Annotated in this window: 24 protein-coding genes; 11 read left to right on the top strand and 13 right to left on the bottom strand. The window is 75.0% G+C overall.

The annotated features are described in order from the left end of the window. Window positions 1-144 precede the first annotated feature (144 nt). Window positions 145-1,605, top strand: coding sequence for an FAD-binding oxidoreductase (locus tag BLS70_RS20490; protein WP_176946389.1), 1,461 nt, complete (start codon window positions 145-147; stop codon window positions 1,603-1,605). 121 nt (window positions 1,606-1,726) lie between these two features. On the opposite strand, the gene BLS70_RS12780 is transcribed toward BLS70_RS20490, so the two are convergent. Then, on the bottom strand, window positions 1,727-3,400 hold the full coding sequence (locus tag BLS70_RS12780) for an FAD-binding oxidoreductase (protein ID WP_091768253.1): 1,674 nt from the start codon (window positions 3,398-3,400) through the stop codon (window positions 1,727-1,729). Between the two features lie 38 nt (window positions 3,401-3,438). On the opposite strand from BLS70_RS12780, the gene BLS70_RS12775 reads away from it, so the two are divergent. Then, the gene (locus BLS70_RS12775) at window positions 3,439-4,980 is read left to right on the top strand and encodes a glycerol-3-phosphate dehydrogenase/oxidase (RefSeq protein WP_091768250.1); all 1,542 of its coding nucleotides are present in this window, start codon (window positions 3,439-3,441) and stop codon (window positions 4,978-4,980) included. 62 nt (window positions 4,981-5,042) lie between these two features. Beyond that, window positions 5,043-5,837, top strand: coding sequence for a methyltransferase domain-containing protein (locus BLS70_RS12770; RefSeq protein ID WP_091768247.1), 795 nt, complete (start codon window positions 5,043-5,045; stop codon window positions 5,835-5,837). Window positions 5,838-5,843: 6 nt separating this feature from the next. On the opposite strand, the gene BLS70_RS12765 is transcribed toward BLS70_RS12770, so the two are convergent. Both BLS70_RS12765 and BLS70_RS12760 read right to left on the bottom strand, forming a co-directional pair. After that, complete coding sequence (locus BLS70_RS12765) at window positions 5,844-6,938, bottom strand: FUSC family protein (RefSeq protein WP_091768244.1); 1,095 nt, start codon at window positions 6,936-6,938, stop codon at window positions 5,844-5,846. A 111-nt stretch (window positions 6,939-7,049) separates the two neighbouring features. Continuing rightward, window positions 7,050-7,802 carry a MerR family transcriptional regulator gene (locus BLS70_RS12760; RefSeq protein ID WP_091768241.1) on the bottom strand — a complete coding sequence of 251 codons (753 nt, stop codon included), beginning with the start codon at window positions 7,800-7,802 and terminating at the stop codon, window positions 7,050-7,052. Between the two features lie 92 nt (window positions 7,803-7,894). Here BLS70_RS12760 and BLS70_RS12755 point away from each other — a divergent pair, with 92 nt between their 5' ends. Further along, entirely contained in the window at window positions 7,895-8,611 is a 717-nt protein-coding gene (locus BLS70_RS12755; RefSeq protein WP_091768238.1) for a class I SAM-dependent methyltransferase, read from the top strand. Between the two features lie 13 nt (window positions 8,612-8,624). Here the strand turns inward: BLS70_RS12755 and BLS70_RS12750 are convergent, their stop codons facing one another. Beyond that, complete coding sequence (locus BLS70_RS12750) at window positions 8,625-9,071, bottom strand: YdeI/OmpD-associated family protein (protein WP_091768235.1); 447 nt, start codon at window positions 9,069-9,071, stop codon at window positions 8,625-8,627. 56 nt (window positions 9,072-9,127) lie between these two features. On the opposite strand from BLS70_RS12750, the gene BLS70_RS12745 reads away from it, so the two are divergent. Further along, entirely contained in the window at window positions 9,128-10,009 is an 882-nt protein-coding gene (locus BLS70_RS12745) for a haloalkane dehalogenase (protein ID WP_091768232.1), read from the top strand. 9 nt (window positions 10,010-10,018) lie between these two features. Here BLS70_RS12745 and BLS70_RS12740 read toward each other — a convergent pair whose 3' ends face one another. Further along, window positions 10,019-10,615 carry a TMEM165/GDT1 family protein gene (locus BLS70_RS12740; RefSeq protein ID WP_091768229.1) on the bottom strand — a complete coding sequence of 199 codons (597 nt, stop codon included), beginning with the start codon at window positions 10,613-10,615 and terminating at the stop codon, window positions 10,019-10,021. 319 nt (window positions 10,616-10,934) lie between these two features. Here BLS70_RS12740 and BLS70_RS12735 point away from each other — a divergent pair, with 319 nt between their 5' ends. Continuing rightward, window positions 10,935-12,032 carry an MFS transporter gene (locus BLS70_RS12735; protein ID WP_091768226.1) on the top strand — a complete coding sequence of 366 codons (1,098 nt, stop codon included), beginning with the start codon at window positions 10,935-10,937 and terminating at the stop codon, window positions 12,030-12,032. On the opposite strand, the gene yczE is transcribed toward BLS70_RS12735, so the two are convergent. The 3 genes from yczE to BLS70_RS12720 all read right to left on the bottom strand — a co-directional run bounded on the left by yczE (window position 12,033) and on the right by BLS70_RS12720 (window position 17,249). Continuing rightward, a complete protein-coding gene (yczE, locus tag BLS70_RS12730) occupies window positions 12,033-12,671 on the bottom strand; it encodes a membrane protein YczE (RefSeq protein WP_091768223.1) in 639 nt (212 codons plus the stop codon). It lies immediately after the preceding gene. Window positions 12,672-12,750: 79 nt separating this feature from the next. Next, window positions 12,751-15,450, bottom strand: coding sequence for a diguanylate cyclase domain-containing protein (locus BLS70_RS12725; RefSeq protein ID WP_255362440.1), 2,700 nt, complete (start codon window positions 15,448-15,450; stop codon window positions 12,751-12,753). 101 nt (window positions 15,451-15,551) lie between these two features. After that, window positions 15,552-17,249 carry a GGDEF domain-containing protein gene (locus BLS70_RS12720; protein ID WP_255362439.1) on the bottom strand — a complete coding sequence of 566 codons (1,698 nt, stop codon included), beginning with the start codon at window positions 17,247-17,249 and terminating at the stop codon, window positions 15,552-15,554. A gap of 112 nt (window positions 17,250-17,361) precedes the next feature. Here BLS70_RS12720 and pheA point away from each other — a divergent pair, with 112 nt between their 5' ends. Both pheA and BLS70_RS12710 read left to right on the top strand, forming a co-directional pair. Then, window positions 17,362-18,315 (top strand): prephenate dehydratase, encoded by a 954-nt coding sequence (gene pheA, locus BLS70_RS12715; protein ID WP_255362438.1) that lies wholly within the window; start codon window positions 17,362-17,364, stop codon window positions 18,313-18,315. A 22-nt stretch (window positions 18,316-18,337) separates the two neighbouring features. After that, on the top strand, window positions 18,338-18,691 hold the full coding sequence (locus BLS70_RS12710) for a hypothetical protein (protein WP_091768214.1): 354 nt from the start codon (window positions 18,338-18,340) through the stop codon (window positions 18,689-18,691). Window positions 18,692-18,767: 76 nt separating this feature from the next. Here BLS70_RS12710 and BLS70_RS12705 read toward each other — a convergent pair whose 3' ends face one another. Continuing rightward, window positions 18,768-20,849: an MMPL family transporter gene (locus tag BLS70_RS12705; protein ID WP_091768211.1), complete on the bottom strand. Its 2,082-nt coding sequence runs from the start codon at window positions 20,847-20,849 to the stop codon at window positions 18,768-18,770. 79 nt (window positions 20,850-20,928) lie between these two features. On the opposite strand from BLS70_RS12705, the gene BLS70_RS12700 reads away from it, so the two are divergent. Next, window positions 20,929-21,402, top strand: coding sequence for a MarR family winged helix-turn-helix transcriptional regulator (locus tag BLS70_RS12700; protein WP_255362437.1), 474 nt, complete (start codon window positions 20,929-20,931; stop codon window positions 21,400-21,402). 72 nt (window positions 21,403-21,474) lie between these two features. Here BLS70_RS12700 and BLS70_RS12695 read toward each other — a convergent pair whose 3' ends face one another. Further along, window positions 21,475-21,822, bottom strand: a complete 348-nt coding sequence (locus tag BLS70_RS12695) for a hypothetical protein (protein ID WP_143030407.1) — start codon at window positions 21,820-21,822, stop codon at window positions 21,475-21,477. 192 nt (window positions 21,823-22,014) lie between these two features. Here BLS70_RS12695 and BLS70_RS12690 point away from each other — a divergent pair, with 192 nt between their 5' ends. Both BLS70_RS12690 and BLS70_RS12685 read left to right on the top strand, forming a co-directional pair. Next, entirely contained in the window at window positions 22,015-23,463 is a 1,449-nt protein-coding gene (locus BLS70_RS12690; RefSeq protein ID WP_176946388.1) for an LGFP repeat-containing protein, read from the top strand. A 57-nt stretch (window positions 23,464-23,520) separates the two neighbouring features. Then, window positions 23,521-23,946, top strand: a complete 426-nt coding sequence (locus tag BLS70_RS12685; protein ID WP_091768202.1) for a hypothetical protein — start codon at window positions 23,521-23,523, stop codon at window positions 23,944-23,946. A 1-nt stretch (window position 23,947) separates the two neighbouring features. Here BLS70_RS12685 and BLS70_RS12680 read toward each other — a convergent pair whose 3' ends face one another. The 3 genes from BLS70_RS12680 to BLS70_RS12670 form a co-directional block, all read right to left on the bottom strand. Next, window positions 23,948-24,283: a GroES family chaperonin gene (locus tag BLS70_RS12680; RefSeq protein WP_255362436.1), complete on the bottom strand. Its 336-nt coding sequence runs from the start codon at window positions 24,281-24,283 to the stop codon at window positions 23,948-23,950. A gap of 79 nt (window positions 24,284-24,362) precedes the next feature. Continuing rightward, the gene (locus BLS70_RS12675; RefSeq protein ID WP_091768200.1) at window positions 24,363-24,710 is read right to left on the bottom strand and encodes a metallopeptidase family protein; all 348 of its coding nucleotides are present in this window, start codon (window positions 24,708-24,710) and stop codon (window positions 24,363-24,365) included. Window positions 24,711-24,717: 7 nt separating this feature from the next. Further along, window positions 24,718-26,145, bottom strand: coding sequence for a GuaB1 family IMP dehydrogenase-related protein (locus tag BLS70_RS12670; protein WP_091768197.1), 1,428 nt, complete (start codon window positions 26,143-26,145; stop codon window positions 24,718-24,720). Between the last annotated feature and the right edge of the window lie 57 nt (window positions 26,146-26,202).

Genomic DNA, 26,202 nt, shown 5'->3' with positions numbered 1-26,202 from the left:
GCCGCGCGCGGGCTGCAAGTCGCCGTCCTAGTGGCTTGCAAGGAGCGGTCAAGCGGGGCGCCGCACCCTTCGTGCGTCCCTCCAGCCGCGGCCGACGCGGCACCCCGTCCCGCGGCTCCGCCGCGGCCGCGAGAAGGAAACCGAATGTCCCTCCCCCAGCCCCGTCAGCCCGAGTCGCCCGTCGTCCTGCGGGAGATGCCGACCGACGGATCCGTCGCCGTCGACACCCGCGTGCCGCCCTTCCCTGCCGCGGACGTCGACGAGCTCCGCGGCGTCGTGCACGGCCCGGTCTACGCCGCCGGCGACGACGGCCTCGCCGCCGAGGTGGCCACCTGGAACGTCGCGGTGCAGCACACCCCGGCGATCGCGGTCGGGGCCACCTGCGCCGCCGACGTCGCCACCGCCGTCTCCTGGGCGGTCGCACACGACCTCGACGTCGCCGTCCAGGCCACCGGGCACGGGCCCGTCCGCAACGCGGCCGGCTCGATGATGGTCACCACCCGCCGGATGCAGGGCCTGTTCATCGACCCCGAGCGGCGTACGGCCCGCGTCGAGGCCGGCGTGAAGTGGCAGCGGGTCATGGAGGCCGCCGCCGAGTTCGGTCTGGCAGGGCTGTGCGGCTCGTCGTCCGACGTCGGCGTCGTCGGGTACACCCTCGGCGGCGGGCTCGGCTCGCTCGGCCGGAAGTACGGCTTCGCCGCCGACGCCGTCCGTGCGGTGGAGATCGTCACCGCCGACGGCCGGCAGCGCACCCTCTCCGCCGACTCGGAGCCGGAGCTGTTCTGGGCCGTCCGCGGCGGCAAGGGCAACTTCGGCATCGTGACCGCCCTGGAGATCGAGCTGGTCCCGATCGGCGGCCTCTACGCCGGGGGGATCTTCTTCGCCGCCGCCGACATGGCCGCGGTCCTGCACGCCTGGCGGCGCTGGGCGCCGGGGATGCCGGAGGAGGTCAGCACCTCCATCGCGATCATGCGGGTGCCCGACTTCGAGTTCGTGCCGCAGCCGCTCCGCGGGCAGACCGTCGTCCACTTCCGGTACGCGTACTGCGGCGCCGACGTCGACGAGGGCGAGCGGCTGGTCGCCCCGATGGCACAGGCCGGGCGGGTCGTGCTCGGCTTCATCGGGCCGATCCGGACAGACGAGATGGACTCCATCCACATGGACCCGGTCGACCCGATGCCGGCGTGGGAGAAGGGTCAACTGCTGACGGACCTGCCCGAAGAGGCTGTCGACGCGCTGCTCACCGCCGCCGGGCCGCAGGCGGACATCCCGCTGACGATGGTCGAGATCCGGCTGCTCGGCGGAGCGCTGGGCCGGTCGGCGAAGGTGCCGAACGCGGTGCCGGGCCGGGACGCCGCGTTCTCGATGTTCGCGCTCGGCCCCGGTGTGCCGGAGCTGGCCGGGATCGTGCCGGCGGTCGGGCGGGCCGTGCTCGGCGCCCTGGCGCCGTGGAAGGCGCCCAGCTCCCTGGTCAACTTCCTCGGTGACGTGTCCGGACCCGAAGAGGTGGCCGCGGCCTACCCGCCCGGCGTGTACGAGCGGCTGGCCGAGGTGAAGGCGGCCGTCGACCCCGACCGCGTCTTCTCCTTCGGGCACGCCTTCTGAGCCCGGACCGGGCCATCCCCACGGGAGCGCCGCGGACCCCTGACCCCGGTCCGCGGCGTTCGGCCCTGCTGCAGGGGCCCGCGGCGAGCGTGCGAGCCGTGGGGGGCAGCGGGGTCCTTCTTCAGTCGGGGAGCAGGACGCCCGGGTTGCAGATGCCCTTGGGGTCCAGCCTGGTCTTGACCGCCCGCAGCACCTCGACGCCCAGCGCGCCGACCTCCCGCTCCAGCCAGGGGCGGTGGTCGGCGCCCACGGCGTGGTGGTGGGTGAGCGTGCCGCCGGCGGCCAGCAGCGCGTCGGTCGCGGCGCGCTTGGCACCCAGCCACTGCTGGATCGGCAGTTCCTCGTCCCGGTCGGCGAGCACGGTGAAGTACAGCGAGGCGCCGGTCGGGTAGCCGTGCGAGAGGTGCGTCATGACCAGGGGACGACGTCCGCCAGTGGTGAGCGCGTCGCGCAGCGCCCGGCGGACGGAGTCGTAGACGGTGGGCAGCGCGGCCCAGGTGGCCGCCGTCTCCAGCGTCTCCACCAGCAGCCCGGCGTCGAGCAGGGTGTCGCGGGTGTAGGGCGCCCCGAACCGGTGCTTGCGCCACGACTCCCCGACGGTGCGGCCCAGCCGGACGCCCCTGCCCTCCCGGAGCAGCGCGGACCCGGCCCGGACACGCGCCCGCACCATGTCGGGCAGGCCCTCCCAGCCGACGACGAGCAGGCAGCCCTCCCCGCGGCCGCGCGCCCTGAGCGAGCCGCGCAGGACCCGCGCACCGGCGCTGCCGGACATGAGCAGGTTGGCCCGCGTCTCGTCGACGTCGGAGAGGCGGACGACGTCGGGCAGCAGGTCGTGGCGGGCGAGGCGCTGCAGCGCGGCCAGGCCCTCGGCCCAGGTGCGGAACGACCAGCCCTCGTAGGACGTCGTCGTCGGCTTGGGCCGGACCCGGAGGCTGACCTCGGTGATCACGCCGAGCGTCCCCTCCGAGCCGAGCGCCAGCCCCAGCAGGTCCGGCCCGGCGGCCGTCGCCGGGGGATGGCCCAGCTCGAGGACGCCCGAGGGCGTGGCCAGGGTCAGGCCGGTGACGAGCTCGTCGAACCGCCCGACCCCGGTGGAGGCCTGACCCGAGCTGCGCGTGGCGGCGTACCCGCCCACGGTCGCGAACTCCCAGCTCTGCGGCAGGTGGCCGAAAGTGAGGCCCTGCCTGCCCAGCTCCTCCTCCAGGGCCGGGCCGCGCATCCCGGGCCCCACCGTGACGATCGACGAGGGCACGTCGAGCTCCCGCACCGAGGCCATGCGGCGCAGGTCGAGGGCGACCGCGGGCCGGTCGTCGGGGTCCACGCCGGCCAGCCCGCCCACCACGCTCGTCCCGCCCCCGAAGGGGACGACGACGACGTCGTGCTCGCTGCACAGGGCCAGCAGCGCCGCGGTCTCCTCCGTCGTGCCGGGCAGGACGACGGCGCAGGGTGCGTCGGTGGCGTCCCCCGCCCGCCGGCGCAGCAGGTCCAGGTAGCTCTTGCCGCCGGCGCGCAGCAGCCGCGACTCGCGGTCGGTGCGCACGTTCTCCTCGCCGAGCAGCTCGACCAGCGCGAGGCGCGCGGGCGCGGGCAGCCGCGAGGGCGCCAGCCGGATCTCGGCCACGGGCACCGGTGGCGTGTGCCGCGGCGTCCACCCCAGCTCCTTGGCGAGATGGCGGCGGGCCGCCTTGGGGACCACTGCCTCCAGCCCGGGTGCGCGGTCGCCCGCGGCGTCGGTGGAGCCCCCGGTGGGGTGGGGGCCCCATCCCTGGATCGTCAGTTCCGGCTGCTCGGCCACGGCTACAGTCTGTCGGTGCCCCTGCGGGATGGATCACCGTGATCGGCTCCCTGTCGCCTGCGCTGCGCGGGCGGGACCTGGAACAGGTCGCCGGCTCGCTGGTCGACGTCGTGGTGGTGGGCGGTGGCGTGACCGGCGCGGGGGTCGCGCTGGACGCCGCCGCCCGGGGGCTGTCGGTGGTGCTCCTGGAGCGCACCGACCTGGCCGCGGGTACCAGCCGCTGGTCCTCGAAGCTCGTGCACGGCGGGCTGCGCTACCTCGCGCACGGCGAGATCGCGCTGGCGCGGGAGAGCGCCCGGGAGCGCGCCGTCCTGATGGGCGCCACGGCTCCGCACCTGGTCCGGCAGCTGCCGTTCCTCATCCCCGACGCCGCGGGGCGCGACGTCAGTGCTCTCGGCGGACTCGGCGGGCACCTGGGCGACCTGGTGCGGTTCTCCGTCGCCGGTGGGCGCGGCTCGCTGCCCGCGACCCGACGGGTGGGCGCCGACGACGTCGGCCGGATGGTGCCCGCGGTGCGTCCCGGGCGGGGCGGCGTCGTCTTCTGGGACGGGCAGCTCAGCGACGACGCCCGGCTGGTCGTGGCGCTGGCCCGGACCGCGTCGGCGTACGGGGCGCGGGTGCTGACCGGCGCGACGGTGACCGCCGTCGACGGCGCCACGACGCCGTCGTCCGGCTCCGCCGAGGTGCACGCCGCCGTCGACGGCGCGGTCCTGACGCTGCGGGCGCGGACCGTGGTGAACGCGGCCGGGGTGTGGGCGCAGCGGCTGGCTCCGGGCATCCGGCTGGTGCCCTCTCGCGGATCCCACCTCGTGCTGCGGGGCGACCGGCTCGGCTCGCCGTCGGCGGCGCTCACCGTGCCGCTGCCGGGCTCGCGGTCGCGGTACGTCTTCGCCCTGCCTCAGGCCGACGGCCTGGTCTACCTGGGCATCACGGACGAGCCGGTCGAGGGGCCGGTGCCCGACGACGACCCGCAGCCCTCCGACGCCGAGGTGCAGCAGCTGCTGGACACGGTCAACCAGGTGCTGGCCGAGCCGCTCACCCGCGACGACCTGGTCGGCGCCTACGCCGGCTACCGGCCGCTGGTGCTGCCCGAGTCGGCCGGGACGGGCCACCGGCCCGGGGGACCGGCCACAGCCACCGCGGACCTCTCCCGCACGCACCTGCTGGCATGGGACGGACCGGTCCTCTCCGTCGTCGGCGGGAAGCTCACCACCTACCGCGCGATGGCCGAGGAGACCGTCGACGCCGTCGTCGCCCGGCTCGGCGGGACCGCGCGCTCGACGACGGCCCGCCTTCCCCTGGTCGGAGCGGCGCCACGGCCGGTGCTGGACGCGCTGCCCTCCCCCGCCCGGCTGGTCGCCCGTTACGGCACCGAGGCGCCGGAGGTGGAGGCGCTCGGCCCCGACCTCGTGGTGGCGGGCCGTCCGGAGACGGTCGGCGAGCTGCGGTTCGCGGTCCGCCACGAGGGCGCGCGGACCGTCGCGGACCTGCTGGACCGGCGCACGCGCTTCGGGCTCGTGCCCGCGGACCGCGCCCGGGCGGTGCCGGTGGCCGAGCAGGTACTCGCCGAGGAAGACTGACCGCATCCCACTGTGCGAGAAGGCTGTTTCGCTCAGTGGGACAGCGGAGTAGGACTACGTGCGTGGACACGTACACGCACGGGCACGCCGAGCCCGTCCTGCAGTCGCACCGCTGGCGCACGGCCGAGAACTCCGCGGCCTACCTGCTGCCTCATCTCCGTCCGGGCACCGACCTGCTCGACGTGGGCTGCGGGCCCGGCACCCTCACCGCCGACCTGGCCAGGCGCGTGGCACCGGGGCGGGTGCTCGGGCTGGACGCGTCGGCCGACCCACTGGACGAGGCCCGTTCCGCCGCCGAGCGCGCCGGTGTCGAGGTGACCTTCGCGGTCGGCGACGTCTACGCCCTCGACCTGCCCGACGCGTCCTTCGACGTCGTGCACGCCCACCAGGTGCTGCAGCACCTCACCGATCCGGTGGCCGCTCTGCGTGAGATGGCTCGGGTGTGCCGGCCGGGCGGCGTCGTCGCCGTCCGGGACGTCGACTACGCCGCCGTCACCTGGTTCCCGGAGAACCCGGGGCTGGACCGGTGGCTGGAGCTGTACTCCGCGGTGGCCCGCGCCAACGGCGCCGAGCCCGACGCCGGCCGCCGCCTGATCTCGTGGGCGCACGCCGCAGGCCTGCGCGACCTCGTCGCGACGACGTCGTCGTGGTGCTACGCCTCGCCGCAGGAGCGGGAGTGGTGGGGGAACTCGTGGGCCGGCCGTGCGACGGCGTCGTCGTTCGCGGAGCAGGCGGTCGCCTACCGGATCGCGGATCACGCGGAGCTGGAGGCGGTCGCCGACGCCTGGCGGGAGTGGCGGGACGCCGACGACGGCTGGCTCGGGATGATGCACGGCGAGCTGCTCGTCCGCGTCTGACCGCGCTCAGGCGGGAACGGGCACCCGCGGTTCCTCGGCCTGCAGCGCGGCCAGGCTGCGGCGGACACCGACCGCCACCGCGCCGAGGGCGAAGAAACCTTCGTCGTCCTCGACGGTGGACTCGCGCAGCAGGCTGACCAGGCGCCGCAGCGCGGCGACGGCGCGGGCGATCTGCTCGTCGCGCTCGTCGGGGGTCGAGCCGTCGGTGGTGTGGTACGGCGTGCAGACGACGCCGGCGAGGCTGTCGAGGGTGTCGGCGAGCACCCAGCCGGTGCCGCCGTCGACCTGGTCGATGCCGCGCCGGTGCGGGTGGAACTCCACGACCAGCGAGGTGAGGTCGTCGACCAGGACGGCGACGCGGTCGACGGCGCGGGCCTCCTCGCGGATCTCCGAGGCGCGTCCCTGCCAGCGACGGGCGCGCGGGTTGGCCCGGCGGGCGCGCTCCACCCGGGTCGCGGCGACCCGCATGCGATCCAGGGCGCGGTCGAGCCGGCGGTTGCGGTCGGTCCACTCGTCGGGGTCGGGGACCCGGCCGTCGCGCAGGGTGGCCGCGATGTCGGTCAGGTGCCGGGACAGCAGCCCGCGGGTGAGCCCGATCTGCTCGACGGCACGGGTGAGCTGCAGCGGCGGGAAGAGGATGGTGGTGACGAGCACGCCGATGGCCGCGCCGAGCATGGTGAGCCCGGCGTAGCGCAGGACGTAGGTGTCGGGGTCGTCGAGGCCGACGGTGAGCATGAGGACGGCGGCGAAGCTGACCCAGCTGGCCTGCTCCCGCCACAGCTTGAGCTGCTCGACCAGCACGGCCAGGGCGACGATCGCCGCGACGGTGAGCGCGTTGGGCACCGCCTGGGTGAGCTCGTAGACCACCACGGACAGCGCGAACCCGGTGAGGATCGCCAGCACGCTGCGCCAGGCAGCGCTGGCGGAGTCGGCGATCGTGGGCAGCACGGCGATGACGGCGCCCAGCGGCGCGTAGTAGGCGTAGTCCGACAGCATCGGCGGCAGCAGCATGGCCACCTGCCACGCCAACCCCGCGGCGACCGCCGCGCGCACGCCTCGCTGGACCCCGGGTTCGCGCAGCAGCGCCAGGATGCGGTTCATCTCGACCCAGGATGAGGCCTGAGCCCGCTCACGGCTCGTGCGGGTGGTCGAACTCACGGTGACGGACCGGAGCTGCCACCCGGGCCTGCCGGAGCCCGGGTGGCAGCTCCCTCACCTCTGCCGTGCGGCGTTGGCCTGGACCGCGGTGCTCACCCACTGCGCGAGGCCGGGCGCGACCTGCTCGTAGGTGGCCGTGTACCGCTCGTCCTCGACGTACATCCGGCCCAGGGCGGCGTGCATCTCCGGCGGGCAGTCGTAGAAGGTCGCGACGATCTGCTGCCGGTGCTCCTCGGCGAGGTCCATGGCCTGCGCCGAGTCCGGGGCGACGCCGGCGCGCAGGGCGTCGGCCATGCAGGCCATCAGGTCCTCGCCCTCGGTCTTGATCCGGATCCAGTCCTCCTTCGTGTAGGCCGCGGTCCGCCGCTTGGACTGCGCGTAGGCGTCGGTGTCACCCCAGCGCTCCTGCACCTCGGCCTCGTAGCGCTCCGGGTCGTGCTCCCCGAACACCTCGAACCGTTCCTCCGGGGTCAGTGCGATCCCCATGTTCCGTGCCTCCATCTCCTTTTCCACGGCCGCGACCATCGCCGTCGTCCGCTCCAGCCGGTCCCGCAGCAGCCGGTGCTGGCGGCGCAAGTGGTCGGCCGGGTCGGCGGACGGGTCGTCGAGCAGGGTCGCGACCTCCTCGAGGGAGAACCCGAGCTCGCGGTAGAGCAGCACCTGGTGCAGCCGGTCCAGGTCGGCCGTCGAGTACTGCCGGTAGCCGGCCGTCGTGCGGCCGGAGGGCGACAGCAGCCCGATGCGGTCGTAGTGGTGCAGCGTGCGCACCGTGACGCCCGCCAGCGCCGCGACCTCACCCACGTTCACCGCGTCCTCCCTCCTGTCATGAGGAGAAGGCAACCGCCTGACGTTGCGTCAGGGTCAAGTGTGTTCTTCGCACCGCCGCTACCGTCGACCCGGTGAACGTCGGTGGTCCACATGGCTGGGGCGCGCCGCTCTACGCGGCCGTCCTCGACGCGACCGCCGTCGGGGCGGGCACCAGGGTGCTCGACCTCGGGTGCGGCGCGGGGCTGTTCGCCCGGGCAGCGGCCGACCGCGGCGCTCGCGTGACCGGCGTCGACCTCGACCCGGACGCCGTGGCGCTGGCCGCCGCCACGGTGCCGGAGGGCACCTTCACCGTCCGGCACGCGCAGGACCCGCCGGCCGGCCGGTTCGACGTCGTCGCCGCCGTCCAGCTGCTCATGCACGTCGCCGATCCCGTCGCGGTGCTGCACCGGGCCGGACGCGCAGGCGGCGTGGTCGCGGCCACGGCATGGGGCCGGGAGCGGGAGTGCGACGTGCGCGTCCTCGCTGACGCGTTCGCGCCCTGGCTCGGCCCTCGCCGGCCGGCACGTGGTTCCCCGGTGAGCGAGCCGGCCCGGCTGCGCGCGATGGCCGAGCGCGCCGGGCTGTCGGTCGAGCGCCAGGCCGAGGTGGTGGTCCCGTTCGACTACGCCGACGAGGACGAACTGCTGGTGCCGCTGCTCGCTTCCGTACCGGCCCGCGCTGTGGCCCGCCGGGTGGACCCGGCAATCCTGCGGGCCACCGTGCTCGAGCGGCTCGAGCCGTACCGCAGCGAGCACGGGGGCTACCGGTTGCGGAACCTCTTCCGCGTGCTCGTTGCTCGGTCGCGATAGCCGGCCGCGTCGCTCAGCGGGTCTTCCTGCCCGCCCGTAGCGACTCGACGGTCTTCTCGATGCGGGCGGCCCGCGTCTCGGGCTTCTTGGCCTCCTCGACCCAGCGGACCCACTCCTTGCGGTGGCTGGGTGCGAGGCCCTCGAAGAACGCCCGGACGCCGTCGTCGAACGCTGCGTCGAGGTCCTCGGGCAGCGTCACCTCGCGCGGCGCGGTGTCGAGCTCGACGACGACGTCGACCTCGTCGCCGGCGGTCAGCCCCGCGGCCTTCCGGTGCTCGGCGGCCAGCGGGATCCAGAAAGCGCCGCCCATCGGCGCGATGGTGCTGCGGTAGGTGTGCCCGCCGGCGCTGACCACCACGGGCGGGCGCTTCCCGGCCCCGAGCGCCGTCACCACCTCGTCGGGCACCTGCAGGCCCGTGGCCGTCTTCCCGCCCAGCGTCACCGTCGTCCGGAATTCCATGGCCGCTCACCCTAGGGCCGGCTGCACCCCGGCGTCGTGCGTGTGACGATCGCGGCATGGCCGAGGACGTCTCTCCCGTCGACCCGTTCCTGCGCACGCGCGTGCAGGTCGCGGACACCGAGATGGCCTACGTCGAGGTGGGGGAGGGCGACCCCATCGTCTTCCTGCACGGCAACCCGACGTCGTCCTACCTCTGGCGCAACGTCATCCCGCACGTGCAGCACCTCGGGCGCTGCCTGGCGCCGGACCTGGTCGGCATGGGGGAGTCGGCCAGGCTGCCCGCACCCGGGCCGGGCACCTACTCCTTCGCGGTGCACTCGGCCTACCTGGACGCGTTCCTCGCCGCCGTGGGCGCCACCGAGCGGGTCACGCTCGTGCTGCACGACTGGGGCTCGGGGCTCGGCTTCGACTGGGCCGCCCGGCACCCCGGGGCGGTGCGCGCCATCGCGTTCACCGAGGCCATCGTCGCGCCCATCGACTGGGACGAGTGGCCCGCCGCGGGCGTCTTCCGGCGCATGCGCGGGCCCGAGGGCGAGGCCGCGGTGCTGGACGAGAACCTCTTCGTGGAGCTCCTCCTGCCCGGCGGTGTGGCCCGCGGCCTGACACCCGAGGCGCACGACCGCTACCGCGAGCCGTTCGCCGCGCGCGAGGACCGCTGGCCCACCCTCGAGTGGCCGCGGCAGCTCCCGATCGAGGGGCATCCGGCCGACGTCGTCGAGCGGGTGGAGCAGTACGGGGCCTGGCTGGCCGGCAGCGACGTCCCCAAGCTGTTCGTCGACGCCGACCCGGGGTCGGTCCTGGTGGGCCGCCAGCGGGAGCGGGTCCGCGCGTGGCCGGCGCTCACCGAGGTCACCGTGGCCGGTGGCCACTTCGTGCCGGAGGACTCCCCGCACGAGCTCGGCCGGGCCGTCGCCGACTGGCTGTCGGGCCTGGGCTGAGCCCGCGGGTCAGGTGAGGGCGCGGATCGTCTCGACGACGGCGACGGCCGCGAACACCACGAAGAGGACGGCCGCCACCCGGCGGATCAGTGCGATGGGCAGCCGGTCGGCCAGGTTCTTGCCCAGGAACACCGCCAGCCCGGAGACCACGAGCAGCGCCGCCCACGCCCCCCCGAACACCGACAGCGGCTCGTCGTAGCGCGCGGCCAGCCCGGCGGTGGCCAGCTGCGACAGGTCGCCCCATTCCGCGGCGAACAGGACGCCGAAGGAGATGGCGGCGACGCGGAGGAAGGATCTGCCCTCCTTGCCCTCGCCTGCGTCGTCGGCGTCCTCGGGCCCGCTGGTGGCGCTCCGCCAGAGGATCACCGCGCCCACGAGGAACAGCACCGCGACGACGCCGGAGACCAGGGCCTGCGGCAGCAGCGACAGCAGCGAGCCCGCGGTGACCGCGATCGCGACCTGGAGCCCGAACGCCGTCCCCACGCCGACGAAGACCGGCAGCGGGGGGAACCGGGTGGCCAGGACCAGGCTGGCGAACAGCGTCTTGTCCGGCAGCTCCACGGGGAGCACCAGCACGAACGCGGCCAGGACGACCGAGATGACCACGTGATTCCTACTTCCGCTGGGCGCCGCCAGACGGGACCAGGGCAGCCTCCGACCGGCAGCACTGATGGCTGCGATCGAAGGTCTCGCCCATCCGCGCCGGGCGCGGACCCGCTGACCGGGCGGCCCGCGAGCGGGCGCGCCAGCATGTCGACCAGCGGACGGGGGGCTACTCCCCTTCGCCGGCCAGCCTAACCGGTGCGCGCGCGGAACCCGGCTGCGGGCGCGGGACCGCGGCGCTACGGTGCCGTCCATGCGCCGACGATGACTTCCTGACTCCTCCGCACTCCCACCGGCGGCCCGGCCCCTGGCCCGGCTGGCGGTGAGCTGGGCCGCGCTGTCCGAGTTCGTGCCCCTGTACCCGCTGTACGCGCTGCTGTTCCTGGACACCGGCCTGTCGACGGCGGAGATCTCGGGGCTGTTCGCCGTCTGGTCGGTCGCGGCGGTGCTGGCCGAGGTGCCCGCCGGCGCGCTGGCCGACCGGTGGTCGCGCCGTGGCGTCCTCGTGTGCGGGGCGGTGCTGCAGGCGGCCGCCTTCGGGCTGTGGGCGGTCGCACCCGGGACGGCGGGCTTCGCGGCCGGCTTCGCGCTGTGGGGCGTCTCGAGCGCGCTGTACTCGGGCACCGCCGAGGCGCTGGTCTACGACGGCCTCGTCGACGTGGGCGCCGAGGAGGCGTTCCCCTGCGTCAACGGCCGGATGACCGCAGTGGAGCTGCTGGCCCAGGTGCCCACGGCCCTCGCCGCCGCCGCGCTGCACGCCCTCGGCGGTTTCGGGCTGGTCGCCTGGGCGAGCGCGGGGATCAGCCTGGCCGCCGGCGCCCTCGCGCTGCGCTTTCCCGAGCCGCCGCGCGAGCGGGCGGGTGCGCTGCTGGCCACGCTGAGGGCCGCCGCCGGGCAGGTCGCGCGGCACGCGCCGCTGCGGATCGCCGTCGGTGCCGTCGCCCTCGTCGGTGGGCTGGACGCGATGGAGGAGTACTTCCCGGTGCTGGCGGCCGACCGGGGCGTGCCGACCGGCGCCGTGCCGTTCGCCGTCCTGGCGATCGCGCTGGCCGGGGCGGCCGGGGCGGCAGCGGGTGGGCGGGCCGACGAGGTGCCCGACGGCGTGCTGCCCGCGCTCCTGGCGTCGGCCGCCCTGCTGCTCGCCGTCTCCGCGGTGCTGCCCGCGCCGGGGACCGTGGCCGCGCTCGCCCTGGCCTACGGCCTCTACCTGGCCGTGCTGGTCGCGGCGGAGGCCCGGCTGCAGGAGCGGATCGAGGGCCCGCACCGCGCGACGGTCACCTCGGTGGCCGGCCTGGGCGTCGAGCTGGCCGGCGTGCTGGTGTTCGCGGCGTGGGCGCTGGGCGGTGCCGCCGCGACGGCGGTCCTCGTGCTCGCCGTCGTCCCCGTCGTGACCGCCGGACTGCGCGCCCGGCCGGGGTGATCAGCTCGCGGTGGGCTCGGGTGGGTCGGGCGGGCCGCCCGGCAGGACGGTCAGGCGGGGGAGCAGCGGCTGCACGAGGGGGCCGATCGCCAGGGCGTAGACGACCGTGACGACGCCGACCGTGCCGCCCAGCAGCCAGCCGGAGACGACGACGGCGACCTCGATCGAGGTGCGCACCAGCCCGACGGAGCGGCCGGTCCGCCGCACGAGACCGGTCATCAGGCCGTCGCGCGGGCCCGCGCCCAGCCGCACGCCGACGTAGGCGGCGGTCGCGACGGCGTTCACGAGGATGCCGCCGGCCGCCAGGGCGATCCGCACCGCCAGGGACGACGGCGGGTCGACCGCGGCGAGCACGGCGTCGGCCACCAGCCCCACGACGACGACGTTGCTGACGGTGCCCAGCCCGGGCCGCTCGCGCAGCGGGATCCAGGCCAGGAGGACCAGCACGCCGACGACGATGATCACGGTGCCCAGCGACCAGTCGACGAGCCCGGCGAGCCCCTGGTGCAGCACGTCCCACGGCATCAGCCCGAGGTCGGCGAGCACCAGCGCGGCGATCGAGACGCCGTAGAGCGCCAGGCCCAGGAAGAGCTGGACGAGCCGGCGCGGCAACCTCCGCCCCGACGCCAAGTTGATCATCGGCATCCGGCTGTGCGACACGCCGCAGGGGGCAGCCGATCGACGATGATCAACTTCGGGGGCGGAGGGAGCTCGAGGGTCAGCGGGCGGCGCGGCGGGCGACGCGGGCGGCGAAGACCCCGGCCGACCACCCGTTGTCCACGTCGACCACCGAGACGCCCGGCGCGGCCGAGTGGAGCATCGTCAGCAGCGCACCGAGGCCGCCCATGCCCGCCGGGGAGCCCGCCGACGTCGGCACCGCCACGACCGGGACGTCGGTCAGGGCCCCGAGCGTCGCGACCAGCGCCGCATCCCGCCCGGCCACCACGACCAGGCAGTCGGCGTCGGCGAGTCGGCCGGGATCGGCCAGCAGCGCGCGCGCCCGGCTGCCGGCGACGTCCTCGTGGCGCACGGCCTCGCTGCCCGCGACCCGGGCGACGAACGCCGCCTCGGCGGCCACCGAGGTGTCCGCGCCCCCGGCGCCGATCACCGCGACCCGGCCGACCGGTTCGGGGAGCGGGCCGACGGCGGCGGCGCCCGCGGCGGCGTCCATCGTCGTGTACGCGTCGTGCTCGGTGGCCAGGGCGACCAGCGTCGCGGCCTCGGCGCGCAGCACCAGGGCCGGGCGGTCGGGGTGCCCGCGGCGGGCCTCGCGGACCAGCGCCAGCACCTGCTCGGTGGTGCGCCCGGTCGCCCAGACGACCTCCGGCTCGGGCACGGCGGCCCGGCGCACGGCGGGTGCGGGCTCGGTCGCGGCAGCGGGTGCGGGTTCCGGCTCGGGGGTCGGACGGGGACCGAGGATCGGCTCTCCGGGACGGTCGACGCCGAGCGGAGGGTCGGCCGGCGTCGCGGCCCGTGGCACCGCCTCGCCCACGAGCGGGGTGAAGCCGTCGTCCCCGGCAGCCCCCACCACGTCGTCCCCGGCGGGAGCCGGCCCGGCGGAGCCGCCGAACAGGACGTCGAGGGCGCTGCCGCCGGCGCGCTTCTGGGTCACGCCGGACAGCCGGACGACCCGGTCGCGGCCGCTGCGCTTGGCGTCGTAGAGGACGCCGTCGGCCGCGGCGAAGAGGGTGCGCCGGTCGTCGCCGCGGGCCGCGGAGGCGATGCCGACGCTGATGGTCACCGGCGTGCTCAGGCCCAGCGACGCCCAGTCGTAGCCGGCGACCTTGCGGCGGGTGCGCTCCAGCGCCCGCTCGGCCTGCTCGGCGGTGGTGTCGGGCAGCAGGACGACGAACTCGTCGCCGGCCCAGCGGCACACCTCGTCGGTGTCGCGGACGCCGGCGATGAGCAGCTCGGCGACCGCCCGCAGCACGGCGTCGCCGCCGGGGTGGCCGATCGCGTCGTTGATGGACTTGAACCGGTCGACGTCCACGACGGCCAGCGCGGGCACGCCGCCCCCGGCGAGCAGCCCGTCGAGGCGGGCCTCGGCGTAGCGCCGGTTCGGCAGGTGGGTGAGCGGGTCCTCGTAGGCCTGGCGGCGCAGCTGGCCGGCGGCCCGCTCGGTCTCGAGCAGGCTCTTGCGCCGGCCGAACAGCTCCACCCACCGGGTGCGCCGCTCGTCCACCCGGTCCAGCTCGTCGGCGAGGTAGGCCTGCAGGTAGGGCAGTGCGCGGCCGGCGTCGTCCAGCTCGGCGTGCAGCGTGCACAGCTCGCGGAGGGCGGCGCGGCGCAGCCGGGGCAGCCCGTGGTCGGTGGCCAGCTCCAGCGTGGACGCGAGGTGCTCGTCGGCGCCGGCCGAGTCGCCCTGCCGGCGCAGCGTCCGGCCCAGCGCCAGCTGGGCGGCGGCCCGCTGGGCGCGGTCGTCGGCGGCGGAGGTGATGCGGACGGCGGCGCGCAGCGGACCGGTCGCGGCGGCGTGCTCGCCCAGCCCGACCAGCGCCCAGCCGTGCACGATCTGCGCCGCGACGACGCCGGGGGCCTCCGGGGGCAGGAGCTGCAGCGCCTCCTCGGCCAGCGCGCGGGCCTCGGCGAAGTGCGGGACCGCGGTCTCGGGGAGCCCGTCGTCGAGCAGCCCTTCACCGAGCTCCGCGCACAGCTCGCCCAGCCGGGTCGCGGCGACCGCGACGAGGACCTCGGCGTCCCCGGCCACGTCGTCGTCCCCCGCCCGCCCCAGCAGCGTCGGGTCGGCCGCGGCGGCCCGCGCTGCCTCGTGCGCCCGGCGCTGGAAGTCCAGGGCCAGCGGCATGAGCTCCAGGTCGGCGAGGACGCCGGCCAGCGTGCCGAGGGTGTCGACGAGCAGCCGGCTGGGCGGGAGGCCCGGGTCGAGCAGGCTGGCCGCCTCGACCGCCTCGTCCATCGCGGCGTCGATCCGCCGGGAGAGCAGCTCGATGCGCGCGTGCCGCGCCAGGCCCGCGGCCCGTTGCAGGTCGTCGTCGGTGGCGTCGAAGGCGGCCTTGGCCGACCGGACCAGCGCGATGGCCAGCGCCGCGCGGGAAGCGGACTCCGCGCGCAGGTCGGTGTCGCCGCCGCGGCCGGACGTCCCGTTGCCGTCGATCAGCTCGGCGACGCCGGCGTGCAGGTCGAGGGCCGGCTCGCGCTCGGACTCGGGCCCGCCGGTGGTGACCGGCTCGCCGACCAGCGTGAAGCCCGCGATGCGCAGCCGGCGGACCAGGAGCTCGGCGCGGAGCGTGTCGGCCCAGGCGCGGCCCAGGTCGGAGGAGCCGGGCGTGACCGGGTCGGGCTCGGCCGCCTGGTAGGGCGAGGGCTCGGAGTCGACGCCGGACAGCAGCTGCTCGGCGTCGTCGAGCCGCCAGTTCGCCAGGGCGGCCGTCACCCGCTGGTGCAGGGCTCCGGGTGGCACGAGCGCACTGTGCACGGCCCCCCCGGCGCTGTCGAGCACGTTCTCGTGAACGCGCCGCCCCCCGTCCGTCGTGCCCCATCCGTCCCATCCGGGGGAGGCGGTCACGCGTCGTCCTCGCCGGGAACCGGGGCCGCTGACCCGCCGGGCGCGCGCACCCGGTTGCGCCCGCTGCGCTTCGCGGAGAACAGCAGCAGGTCGGCGGTGTCGAACAGCGCGCGCCAGCCGACCACCGGCTCGGGGTGGCCCTCGTCCACCTCGGGCGCGGTGGCCACGCCCACGCTCACGGTGACCGGCTCGGTCAGCCGAAGGTCCGACCAGTCGGCCGCGGCGACGGCGGCGCGCAGCCGCTCCATGACGACGACGGCCTGCGCCTCGGTCGCCGTCGGCAGCAGCACGAGGAACTCGTCGCCGGCCCAGCGGAACACCTCGTCGTCGGTGCGGCTGTGCTCGCGGAGCAGGTCGGCGACCCGGCGCAGGACGACGTCGCCCTGGGTGTGCGAGGCGCCGTCGTTGACCTCCTTGAACCGGTCGACGTCCACCACGGCCAGCGACAGCGGTTCCTCGCCGAACCGCAGCCCGGCCAGCCGGCGCTCGGCACTGCGCCGGTTGCCCAGACCGGTGAGCGGGTCCTCGAGCGCGTGCCGCCGCAGCACGGCGGCCTGCCGCTCGGCCTCGCGCAGCCGGCTCCGGCGCACGAACATCTCCGCCCACAGCTCGCGACCGCGGGCGTGCGCGCGCCCGGTGTCGGCGCGATAGGCCTCCAGCCAGTGCAGCGCCTCGGCGGGCCGGCCCAGGTCGGCGGTGTTCTGCCCCAGCTCCAGCAGGCACTGGCGGTAGCGGCGGCGGTCGCCGGAGGCCGCGAAGGCACCCGCGGCGTCGACCAGCAGGCCGACGGCCTCCTCGCCACGCTCGATGTCGTCGTCCCGCGCGGCCAGCCGGGCCAGCAGCCGGGCCAGGACCAGATCGGTGTAGCCGCGCAGCCACAGGCCGCCGTCACCCTGGACGTGCCGGTGGACGCGGCGCAGCGGGCCCAGCGCGCCGTCGAGGTCGTCGGCGCAGGTCAGCGCCCACGCCTGGACGACGTCGAGGAGGTCGGCCTCGGCCGGTGCGGGCTCGCGGTCGAGCTCGCGGGCGGCGATGGCGCAACCGATGGCCTCCTCCGCGAGCTCGCGCGCCCGCTCCTCGTCGCCGCGGCGGTGCAGCGTCTGGGCCAGCTCCGCGTGCCGCTGCGCGCTGAGCAGGAGCGTCTGCCACTGGTCGTCGAGGTCCGGGAGGAGGGCCGCGACGGCGTGCGCCCGGCCGGCGTGCGCGACGGCGAGCTCCTCGAGGTCCAGGCCGGCCAGCGTGAGGGAGAGCCAGCGGTGCGCCTGGAGCAGGGGGCGGGAGGGGTCCTCGGCCGAGGGCTCCTCGGTGAGCAGGCTGGCGTCGACCGCCATCAGCATCGCGGCGTCCACCCGGTCGGCGGTCACCTCGACGTGGGCCAGGTAGGCCAGCGTGAGCGCGGTCCACGCCGAGGGCAGGCAGGCGTGCAGCGCCTCGCGGGAGGCGGCGACGGACTCCGCGGCAGCGTCCGGTTCGCCGTCGGTCAGGTTGCGGCGGGCGGCCAGCGCCGAGCGCCACGCGGACCAGTACGGGTCTTGAGCGCCGGACAGTGCGTCGTCGACGTCGTCGAGCAGCCCCCGGAAGGTGTCGTCGTCCCGGTCACCGACGGCCAGCAGCCTCCACAGCGCCGCCTGGAGCCGGGCCAGCTCGGCCGGTGAGGGGCCGGAGGAGGCAGCGGCAGCCGAGGCAGGGGGCACGCCACCTCCACTTGCGGGTCGTCGTCCGGGCACCCGGGGTCGGGCTGCCGGTCAGCGAGGCAGCTTCCCCCGGGTCGCCTACCAGCCGCCCCGCCCGCACTACCCTCGTCGGATGCCCGGGATGCAGCCCAGTACGTCTCCGACGCGGTTCGCCTATCTCGGCCCCGAGGGTACCTTCGCCGAGGCCGCCCTGAGCAGCGTGATCGACACCGGCGAGGGAACGCGGAACCCCCGCTCGAGTGTCCCGGCGACGCTGGCCGCCGTCCGATCGGGGGACGCCGACGCCGGTCTCGTGCCGCTGGAGAACTCGGTGGAGGGCTCGGTGCCGGCCACCATGGACGGGCTGGCCGACGGCGATCCGCTGGTCATCACGCGCGAGGTGTTCCTGCCGGTCGCCTTCACCCTCGCCGTCCGGCCGGGGACGACGCTGGCCGACGTGCGCTCGGTGGCCAGCCACCCGCACGCGCTCGCCCAGACCGGCCGCTGGCTCGAGGCGAACCTGCCCGGCATCACGCCGCTCCCGGCCAGCTCGACGGCGGGGGCGGCGGCCGCCGTCGCCGCGGGGGAGTACGACGCGGCCGTGTGCGCGGCGATCGCGGCGCAGCGCTACGGCCTGGATGCGCTGGCCGAGGGCATCGCCGACCACGCGGGCGCGGTCACCCGCTTCGTCCTGGTCGCCCGGCCGGGGCCGCTGCCGGCGCCGACCGGCAACGACAAGACCTCGCTGGTCGCCGTCGTCACCGACCGCACGGGTGCACTGCTGGACGTGCTGCGCGAGTTCGCCGTCCGCGGGATCTCGCTGACCCGCATCGAGTCGCGGCCCCTGCGCGACCGGCTGTGGGTCTACTCCTTCTTCCTCGACTGCGAGGGGCACATCGCCGACCGCCGGGTGGGCGAGGCGCTGGCCGCTCTGCACCGGGTGTGCGAGGACGTGCGCTTCCTGGGCTCCTATCCGCGATCGGACGGGCGGGAGAACCGGGCGGTGGAGGACGAGTCGGCCGACGACGCGTTCGCCGAGGCCGAAGGGTGGCTGGCCCGCGTGCGCGCCGGCGACCTCGGGGGCTGACCCGCCGCTACGCTCCGCCGCCGTGATGCACCCGACGCCGGTGGGCCGGTACGACGTGCCCGTGCCGGACGCAGGGCGACGGCGGACGGCAATCGAGCTCGCCGTGCTGCAGGGCTGCTACCTGGTCTACCTGCTGCCGTGGTTCCTGCTGGCCATCGGCGGCACGATGGGGCTGGCGAACTGGGAGTCGGTCTTCGCGGTCTTCGTGATCCTGGCGTGGTGGGCGTATCCCTTCGTCGCCCTCGGCACGACGGTCGCCGCCTGGGTGCTCCTCGGTCTGCGCCGGCACCCTGCCGCACGCTGGGTCAACCGGGTGCCGCTGATCTGGGTGGCGATCGGCGTCGTCCTGCTGGTGTGGATCGTCGTCGCCGGCTGACGTCCCCGGCCCGTCTCAGTTGATCATCGTGATGTGGCTGGCCGACATGCCGGTGGGGTCAGCCGTACGACGATGATCAACTGGTCGGGCCCTTCGCGAGCTCGCTGGGCCACCAGACCTTGTCGCCGACGAGCCGCACGGCGGCCGGCACGAGCAGCGTGCGGACGACGAAGGTGTCGAGCAGGACGCCGAAGCCGACGAGAAAGCCGAGCTGGATGAGGATGACCAGCGGCAGCACGGTGAGCGCGCCGAAGGTGGCCGCCAGCACCAGCCCGGCGCTCGTGATCACCCCGCCGGTCACCGCGAGGGTCCGCAGCACGCCGTCCTTCGTCCCGTGCCGCATCGACTCCTCGCGGGCCCGGGTCATGAGGAAGATGTTGTAGTCGATCCCCAGGGCCACGAGGAACACGAAGCCGATCAGCAGCACCTGCGGATCGCTGCCCGGGAAGTCGAAGAGGTGCTCGAAGGCCAGCGCGGCGACGCCGACGGTCGCAGCGGTGCTCAGCGCGACGGTGCCCACCAGCAGCAGCGGCGCCACGACCGCCCGCAGCAGCAGGCCCAGCACGACGGTGATCACCAGCAGCACCAGCGGGACGATGACCAGCAGGTCGCGGGCGGCGGTCTCCTGCGTGTCCAGGTCCTGCGCGGAGGTGCCGCCGACCAGGGCATCGGGGTCGAGGTCTCGCACCGTCGTCCGCAGGTCCGAGACGGTGCTCTGCGCCGCCTCGCTGTCGGGGGCGTCGGTCAGGGTCGCCTCGAGCCGGACCAGTCCGTCCACCTCGAGCGGGTCGCCACCGGGCCGGTCCCCCGTGAAGGGCTCGACCCCGGCGACGCCGTCGGTGCCGGCCACGGCGTCGGCGACCTCCCGCCAGCCGTCGGCCGGGGTGATGACGACCGCGGGGCTGGCGGCGCCCGCCTCGTAGTGCCGGGCCAGCACCTCCTGGCCCTCGCCGGACTCCGAGCCGCCCCTCACGCCCTCGGACAGCGGGATGCCGGCGGAGTCGAACGTCGGCAGGAACAGCGCGAGGACGACGAGCGCGCCGGCGCTGCCCAGCAGGTACCGGCCCGGGCGGCGGCCGACGGACGTCGAGATGCGCTCCCAGCCCCGGCCGTGGACGTGCTCCTCGCCGAACTTCGGCCGGAACGGCCAGAACGCGGCCCGGCCGAGCAGCACGAGCAGCGCGGGCAGGAAGGTGAGCGCGGCCAGCATGGCGAAGGCGATGCACACCGCGGAGATGGGCCCGAGGCCGCGGTTGGAGCCCAGGTCGGAGAAGAGCAGGCAGAGGACGCCGAGGACGACCGTGCCGCCGGAGGCGAGGATCGGTTCCCACGACTGCTTCAGCGCCACGCGCATCGCGGTGTACTTCGACTCCTCGCGGCGCAGCTCCTCCCGGTAGCGGGCGACGAGCAGCAGGCCGTAGTCGGTGGCCGCGCCGACGACCAGGATCGACGCGATGCCCTGGCTCTGGCCGTTGACGTCGATCCATCCCTGCTTCGCGAGGAAGTAGGCGACCGCGAGCGAGACGACCAGCGCCATGGCCGCGGTGCCGATGACCAGCAGCGGCAGCAGCGGGCTGCGGTAGACGACCAGCAGGATCAGCAGGACGACGCCGAACGCCGCGAGCAGCAGCAGCCCGTCGATGCCGGAGAAGCCCTCGGCGAAGTCGGAGAAGACCGCGCCCGGCCCGGTGACGTACTGCGTCGCGCCGTCGGTCGCGGGCAGGTCCCGCAGCTCGCCGATGATCTCGGGGAGCGCATCGCCCAGGTCGGGGTCGAACGGCAGCACCGCCTGCACCGCGATGCCGTCCTCGGACGGGATGACCGGCGACGGCTCGCCCTTCAACGCGCCGGCGTCCTCGGCGATGCCCACCGCGTCGTCCAGCCGCTGCTGCGCCTCGGTCAGGGCGGCGGGGTCGAGGGCGCCGTCGTCGCTCTCCCACAGCAGGATGACCGGCAGTGCCCGCTCCGTCTGGAACCGCCGCTGCAGCTCGGTGACCTGCGTGGACTCGGCGCTGTCGGGCAGGAAGGCGGCGGAGTCGTTCTCCGAGACCTCGCCGAGCTTGCCGCTGAACGAGCCCAGCGGGCCGGCGATCACCAGCCAGGCGACGGCCACGAGTGCCGGGATCAGCCAGCGGAGGATGCGGGTGCGGCGAGGCATGATGTCCCTTGACGGTCGATTATCTCGATCGTCGAGACATTATCGCGGAGCGGGACGACGTGCGAGTGGGAGGTGCCGGGTGGACGACGAGGCGACCCGTGCCCGCCAGGAGCTGGGCCTCCTCCTGCGCCGGCTCAACGTCGAGCTCGACGCGGTCGGCCAGCGGTTCGCGGACGTGCACGAGCTCAACCGCACCGACGTCCGGGCGCTGGTCGCGATCATGGACGCCGCCCGGCGCGGGGAGGCGCTCACGGCCGGCCGGCTGGGCGAGGCGGTCGACCTCCGCTCGGCCTCGGTGACAGCGCTGGTCGACCGGCTGGAACGGGCCGGTCACGTGCGGCGCGTGCGCGATCCCGAGGACCGGCGGCGCGTGGGCCTGGAGATGTCGGAGTCCGCGATGGCCGCCGGTGCCGAGCACTTCGGCGGATTGGCCCGGGACCTGGTGGCCGCGATGGAGGACTACAGCGACGAGGAGCTGGCCGTCGTCCGCCGCTGGCTGGAGGACATGACCGCCGTCATCACGCGCCACCCCCGCGCGGAGCCGCCGGCCTGACCGCCGTTCGTGCACGAACGGCTGCCTCGCGCGCGCGGAGGCGACGATTCGTGCACATCCGGCGCAGCCGCGTCAGGTGAGCTGCTGGACGGCGGAGCGTGAGCGCACGAGCAGGGGGATGCCCACCAGGGCGGTGAGCGCCGCGGCGACCAGCGCGTAGAACCCCCAGAGCGTCGGCGGGAGCGGGGCGGCGAGCAGCAGCACCGTGGCCAGCAGCACCCCGTTCAGTGCGACGAGGACGGCGTAGGCGGTCCTGCTGCCGCGGAAGGCGAGCACCCCGAGCACCGCGAGGATCGCCAGCCAGGCGCCCGGGATGGTCCCCGGGTCGTCGGGCAGTGCGGCCACCGTGGCGGACGCCGCGACGAACAGCGCCCACAGGGCTACGGCCCAGGAACGGGGCCGGGCCGCCACGCGTGTCATGGCGGAATGGTCTTGGCCGCAAGGCTCGCAGGCAAGGCCCGCGGCAGGGAGTCTCCGCGCGTCGTGCGCCGGCGTCGTCGACGTTGTTCCGGACCACCTCGTTTCGCATCCTCAGTCGGCTATCCGGCCGGCCCGAAGCCCGCTACGTTCCGCCCGAGCAGACGAGTCTTCGGACGCGACGGGGGAGTCGGCGTGGGCGCAGGTCGCAGGGTTCGCTTCCACGCCGCGGTGATGGCGGTCGTCGCCGTCCTACTGGCGCTCCTCGTCACGCCGGGGACGGCCCGCGCCCAGGCGCCCGTGCAGGACCTGTCGAGTCAGGGCCGCGCGGCGATCGACCAGAAGCACACGCAGCTGGGCGGCGACGCCGGGCTGCTCGGCCCGTCGTCGGACGTCGGGGCGACGTGCTCCGGCTGGATACTCCCGGGCTGCATCAAGAGGTACGCGAACGGTCAGATCATCTGGTCGGCCACCACCGGAGCGCGCGCGGTCACGCGGCCGGACTTCTACGTCGGGTGGCGTGATCTCCGGGACTGGCCGAGCCACGCACTCCGGCGTTCCGCGTTCGGCTTCCCGGTGAGCGACACCTTCTGCGGGCTGCGCGGCGGCGGCTGCGGCCAGCACTTCCAGGGCGGCTCGATCTACTGGTCGCCGGGCAGCGGGCTCCACGCCGTGTACGGGGACGTGATCCAGCGATGGGGTGCCCACGGTTGGGAAGGTGGGCTGCTCGGCTATCCGACCAGCGAGCAGACGTGCACGGACGGCCCGGCCGACTGCGTGCAGCACTTCCAGGGCGGCTCCATCGTCTGGTCCGCCGAGACCGCCGTCGCCCACGCCATCCGCCGAGGACCCATGTGGGACCGGTGGAGCGCTTCCCAGGGCAAGCGCGGCCAGGTGGGCTATCCGACGTCCGCCGCGTTCTGCGGCCTGCGCAACGGCGGGTGCGGCCAGCACTTCGAGCAGGGGTCGATCTACGGGGTGCCCGGCCGTCCGGCGTTCACGGTGCAGGACTACCTCTCCCCGGTCTGGAAGGCCCAGGGGTGGGAACGGGGTGCGCTCGGTTACCCCGTCAGCAATGCGTTCTGCGGGCTGGCTCTCGAGGGGTGCGGGCAGCACTTCGAGGGCGGGTCGATCTACCGCATGAGCAACGTTGCGCCAGGGCGGATCGTCTCCGGCGCAATCCGTGACGCCTGGGCTCGCCAGGGCTGGGAGAACGGCCGCCTCGGCTACCCGATGGGCGACGCATTCTGCGGACTGCGCGGCGGGGGCTGCGGCCAGCACTTCGCCCAGGGAACCATCTACTGGTCTCCCGCCACCGGAGCCTGGTTCATGTACGGGCGGTACACCCCGGAGGCCCCCATCTGGCACCGCTGGGAGCGCGACCGCTGGGAGAACGGGCCGCTCGGCTATCCCGTCGGCAATCCGATCTGCGGACTGCGGAACGGCGGGTGCGGGCAGCACTTCCAGGGCGGATCGGTGTACTTCTCGCTCGGGTCGGGGTCGGTGCGCGTCTCCGGGACCATCCGGGACAGGTGGGCCGCGCAGGGCTGGGAGAACGGGCGCCTGGGCTATCCGGTGGGCGAGGTCCAGCTGGTGCGGGGCGTGTGGGTGCAGTACTTCCAGGGTGGCCAGCTGCGAGGCTGAACCGGAGAGCTCGCACGATTGCGAGATCCACGGCGCCCCGGAAGGGAGGGTGGGCACGTGCCCGGCGAATGGCTCTGGCAGTGGCTCGTCGGCCTCATGGCCTTCGTGCTGGCCGGCCTTGGGGGCGGGTACGCCCTGGCGCCCGCCCCGATCCGTCTTCCGGACGCCTTCGCCGACCGGCCCGTGCTGCCGGACTGCGGTCGCACCCCCCAGTACGTCGGGCAGGACCAGCCGCAGGGGGCGGCGGTCGACTGCTTCGAGGCGGCGCTCGCCGCCGGCGCGGGCGCGGAGCTGCTCGTCGAGGGGTACGGCGTCGACAGCGGTCCGGTGTTCTTCTACCACCGGGCGCTACCCGGCGGCGGGATGGAGACCTTCCTCGACCACCGGCGGGACCACTACCGCAGCTCCGACTGGCAGCGGTTCCTGTGCCCCGAGGCGCGCAGCCTCCGGGACACCGGGGAGTGCGAGGACGGGGAGGTCTGACCTAGAGGTACAGGCCCGTGGACTCCTCGATGCGCTCGGCGGCGACGGCGTGCACGTCGCGCTCGCGCAGGATGATCAGGTCCTCGCCGTGCACCTCGACCTCGTGCTGGTCCTCGGGGGAGAAGAGCACCTGGTCGCCGACCTTCACCTGGCGCACCGACGGCCCGACGCCCTTGGCCTCGCCCCACACCAGCCGCTTGGCCACCTGTGCGGTCGCGGGGATCAGGATGCCGCCGCTGGACCGCCGGTCGCCGTCCTCCTTGCGGAGCGCGACCAGGATGCGGTCGTGCAGCATCTTGATCGGCAGCTTGCCGGTCGCGGCGATGTTGTCGGGCACGCCGCGAAACGCTACCCGCCGCCCCCGTCCCTGCTTTTCCCGGGAAAAGCGGGCTGCTTTACCGCGGAAAAGCGGGACGTCAGCCCCAGCCGAGCTCGTGGAGGCGCTCCTCCTCGATGCCGAAGTGGTGCGCGATCTCGTGGACGACGGTGATGGTGACCTCGTCGACGATCTCCTCGGCCGTCTCGCAGATGTCGCAGATGGCCTCGCGGTAGATCATGATCCGGTCGGGCAGCGCCCCGCCGTACTCCCAGCCTCGCTCGGTCAGCGCGTAGCCCTCGTAGAGCCCGAGGAGGTCCGGCTCCTCGGCGTTCCGGTCCTCGACCAGGACGACGACGTTGTCCATGAGCTTCATCAGCTCCGGCGGGACCTCGTCCAGCGCGTCGGCGACCAGCGCCTCGAACACCGGAAGGGGGAGCGGCTTCACGCGGGCGTCACCAGGACGTCGGCAGCGGGCGGCCCTCCTCGTACCCGGCCGCGCTCTGCACCCCCAGCACGGCGCGCTCGTGCAGCTCGTCGACCGTGCGGGCGCCCGCGTAGGTGCACGACGAGCGCACGCCGGCGACGATCTGGTCGATCAGGTCCTCGACGCCCGGGCGGGCGGGGTCCAGGTACATCCGGGACGACGAGATGCCCTCCTCGAACAGGCCGGCCCGCGCACGCTCGAAGCCGCTCTGCGTCGCCGTCCGCGCCTTGACCGCCCGCGCCGACGCCATGCCGAAGCTCTCCTTGTAGAGCCGGCCCGAGCCGTCGTCGTGGATGTCGCCGGCCGACTCGTAGGTGCCGGCGAACCAGGAGCCCACCATCACGTTCGCCGCGCCCGCGGCCAGGGCGAGGGCGATGTCGCGCGGGTGCCGCACGCCGCCGTCGGCCCACACGTGCTTGCCCAGCGAGCGGGCCTCGGCGGCGCACTCCTCGACGGCGGAGAACTGCGGGCGGCCGACGCCGGTCATCATCCGGGTGGTGCACATGGCGCCCGGGCCCACGCCGACCTTGACGACGTCGGCACCGGCCTCGATCAGGTCGCGGGTGCCCTGCGCGGTCACCACGTTGCCCGCGACGACCGGCACCGAGCCGGCGACCGAGCGCACCGCGGCCAGCGCCTCGATCGCCTTCACCTGGTGACCGTGCGCCGTGTCGACCACGAGCACGTCGACGCCCGCGGCGAGCAAGGCCGAAGCCTTTCCGGACACGTCGCCGTTGATGCCGACGGCCGCCGAGGTCAGCAGCTCGCCGGACCCGTTCAGCGCCGGGGTGTAGATCGCCGAGCGCAGCGCGCCCTTCCTGGTGATGACGCCGACGAGCCGGTCGCCGTCCACCACCGGGGCGGCGCTGACCCGCTCGCCGGAGAGGACGTCGAAGATCTTGGGCAGGTCGGTGCCGGCCGGGATGGTGAGCGGCTCGCGGGTCATCACCTCGGACAGCTGGGTGAACCGGTCCACGCCCTGGCACTGGCCGTCGGTGACGACGCCCACCGGGGAGCCGCCCTCGACCACCACGACGATCCCGTGCGCGCGCTTGGTCAGCAGCGACAGCGCCTCGCCGACCGTGGAGGTGGGGGAGAGCGTGATCGGGGTGTCGTAGACCGGGTGCCGCTGCTTCACCCAGGAAACGACCTCGGCGACGACGTCGACGGGGATGTCCTGCGGCAGCACGGCCAGGCCGCCCCGGCGGGCCGTGGTCTCGGCCATGCGCCGTCCGGAGATCGCCGTCATGTTGGCGACGACCAGCGGGATCGTGGTGCCCACGCGGTCCGGCGTGGTCAGGTCGACCTCGAGCCGGGAGCCCACCGTCGAGTGGTTGGGCACCATGAAGACGTCGGCGTAGGTGAGGTCGTGATCGGGCCGCTGCAGGAAGCGCATGACGCCATTGTCCCCGAACCCGAGCCCGGGGAGGCCGGTGCGGGCGGGCCGGACGCC

Source organism: Blastococcus aurantiacus (assembly GCF_900102425.1).
Taxonomy (GTDB): Bacteria; Actinomycetota; Actinomycetes; order Mycobacteriales; family Geodermatophilaceae; genus Blastococcus; species Blastococcus aurantiacus.
This window is presented reverse-complemented; position numbering and strand designations above follow the sequence as displayed.

Coding starts and splice junctions, on each gene's coding strand:
- BLS70_RS20490 (WP_176946389.1), top strand. CDS start 145: ATGTCCCTCCCCCAGCCCCGTCAGCCCGAGTCGCCCGTCGTCCTGCGG.
- BLS70_RS12765 (WP_091768244.1), bottom strand. CDS start 6,938: ATGAACCGCATCCTGGCGCTGCTGCGCGAACCCGGGGTCCAGCGAGGC.
- BLS70_RS12750 (WP_091768235.1), bottom strand. CDS start 9,071: ATGGAATTCCGGACGACGGTGACGCTGGGCGGGAAGACGGCCACGGGC.
- BLS70_RS12745 (WP_091768232.1), top strand. CDS start 9,128: ATGGCCGAGGACGTCTCTCCCGTCGACCCGTTCCTGCGCACGCGCGTG.
- yczE (WP_091768223.1), bottom strand. CDS start 12,671: ATGATCAACTTGGCGTCGGGGCGGAGGTTGCCGCGCCGGCTCGTCCAG.
- pheA (WP_255362438.1), top strand. CDS start 17,362: ATGCCCGGGATGCAGCCCAGTACGTCTCCGACGCGGTTCGCCTATCTC.
- BLS70_RS12705 (WP_091768211.1), bottom strand. CDS start 20,849: ATGCCTCGCCGCACCCGCATCCTCCGCTGGCTGATCCCGGCACTCGTG.
- BLS70_RS12695 (WP_143030407.1), bottom strand. CDS start 21,822: ATGACACGCGTGGCGGCCCGGCCCCGTTCCTGGGCCGTAGCCCTGTGG.
- BLS70_RS12670 (WP_091768197.1), bottom strand. CDS start 26,145: ATGCGCTTCCTGCAGCGGCCCGATCACGACCTCACCTACGCCGACGTC.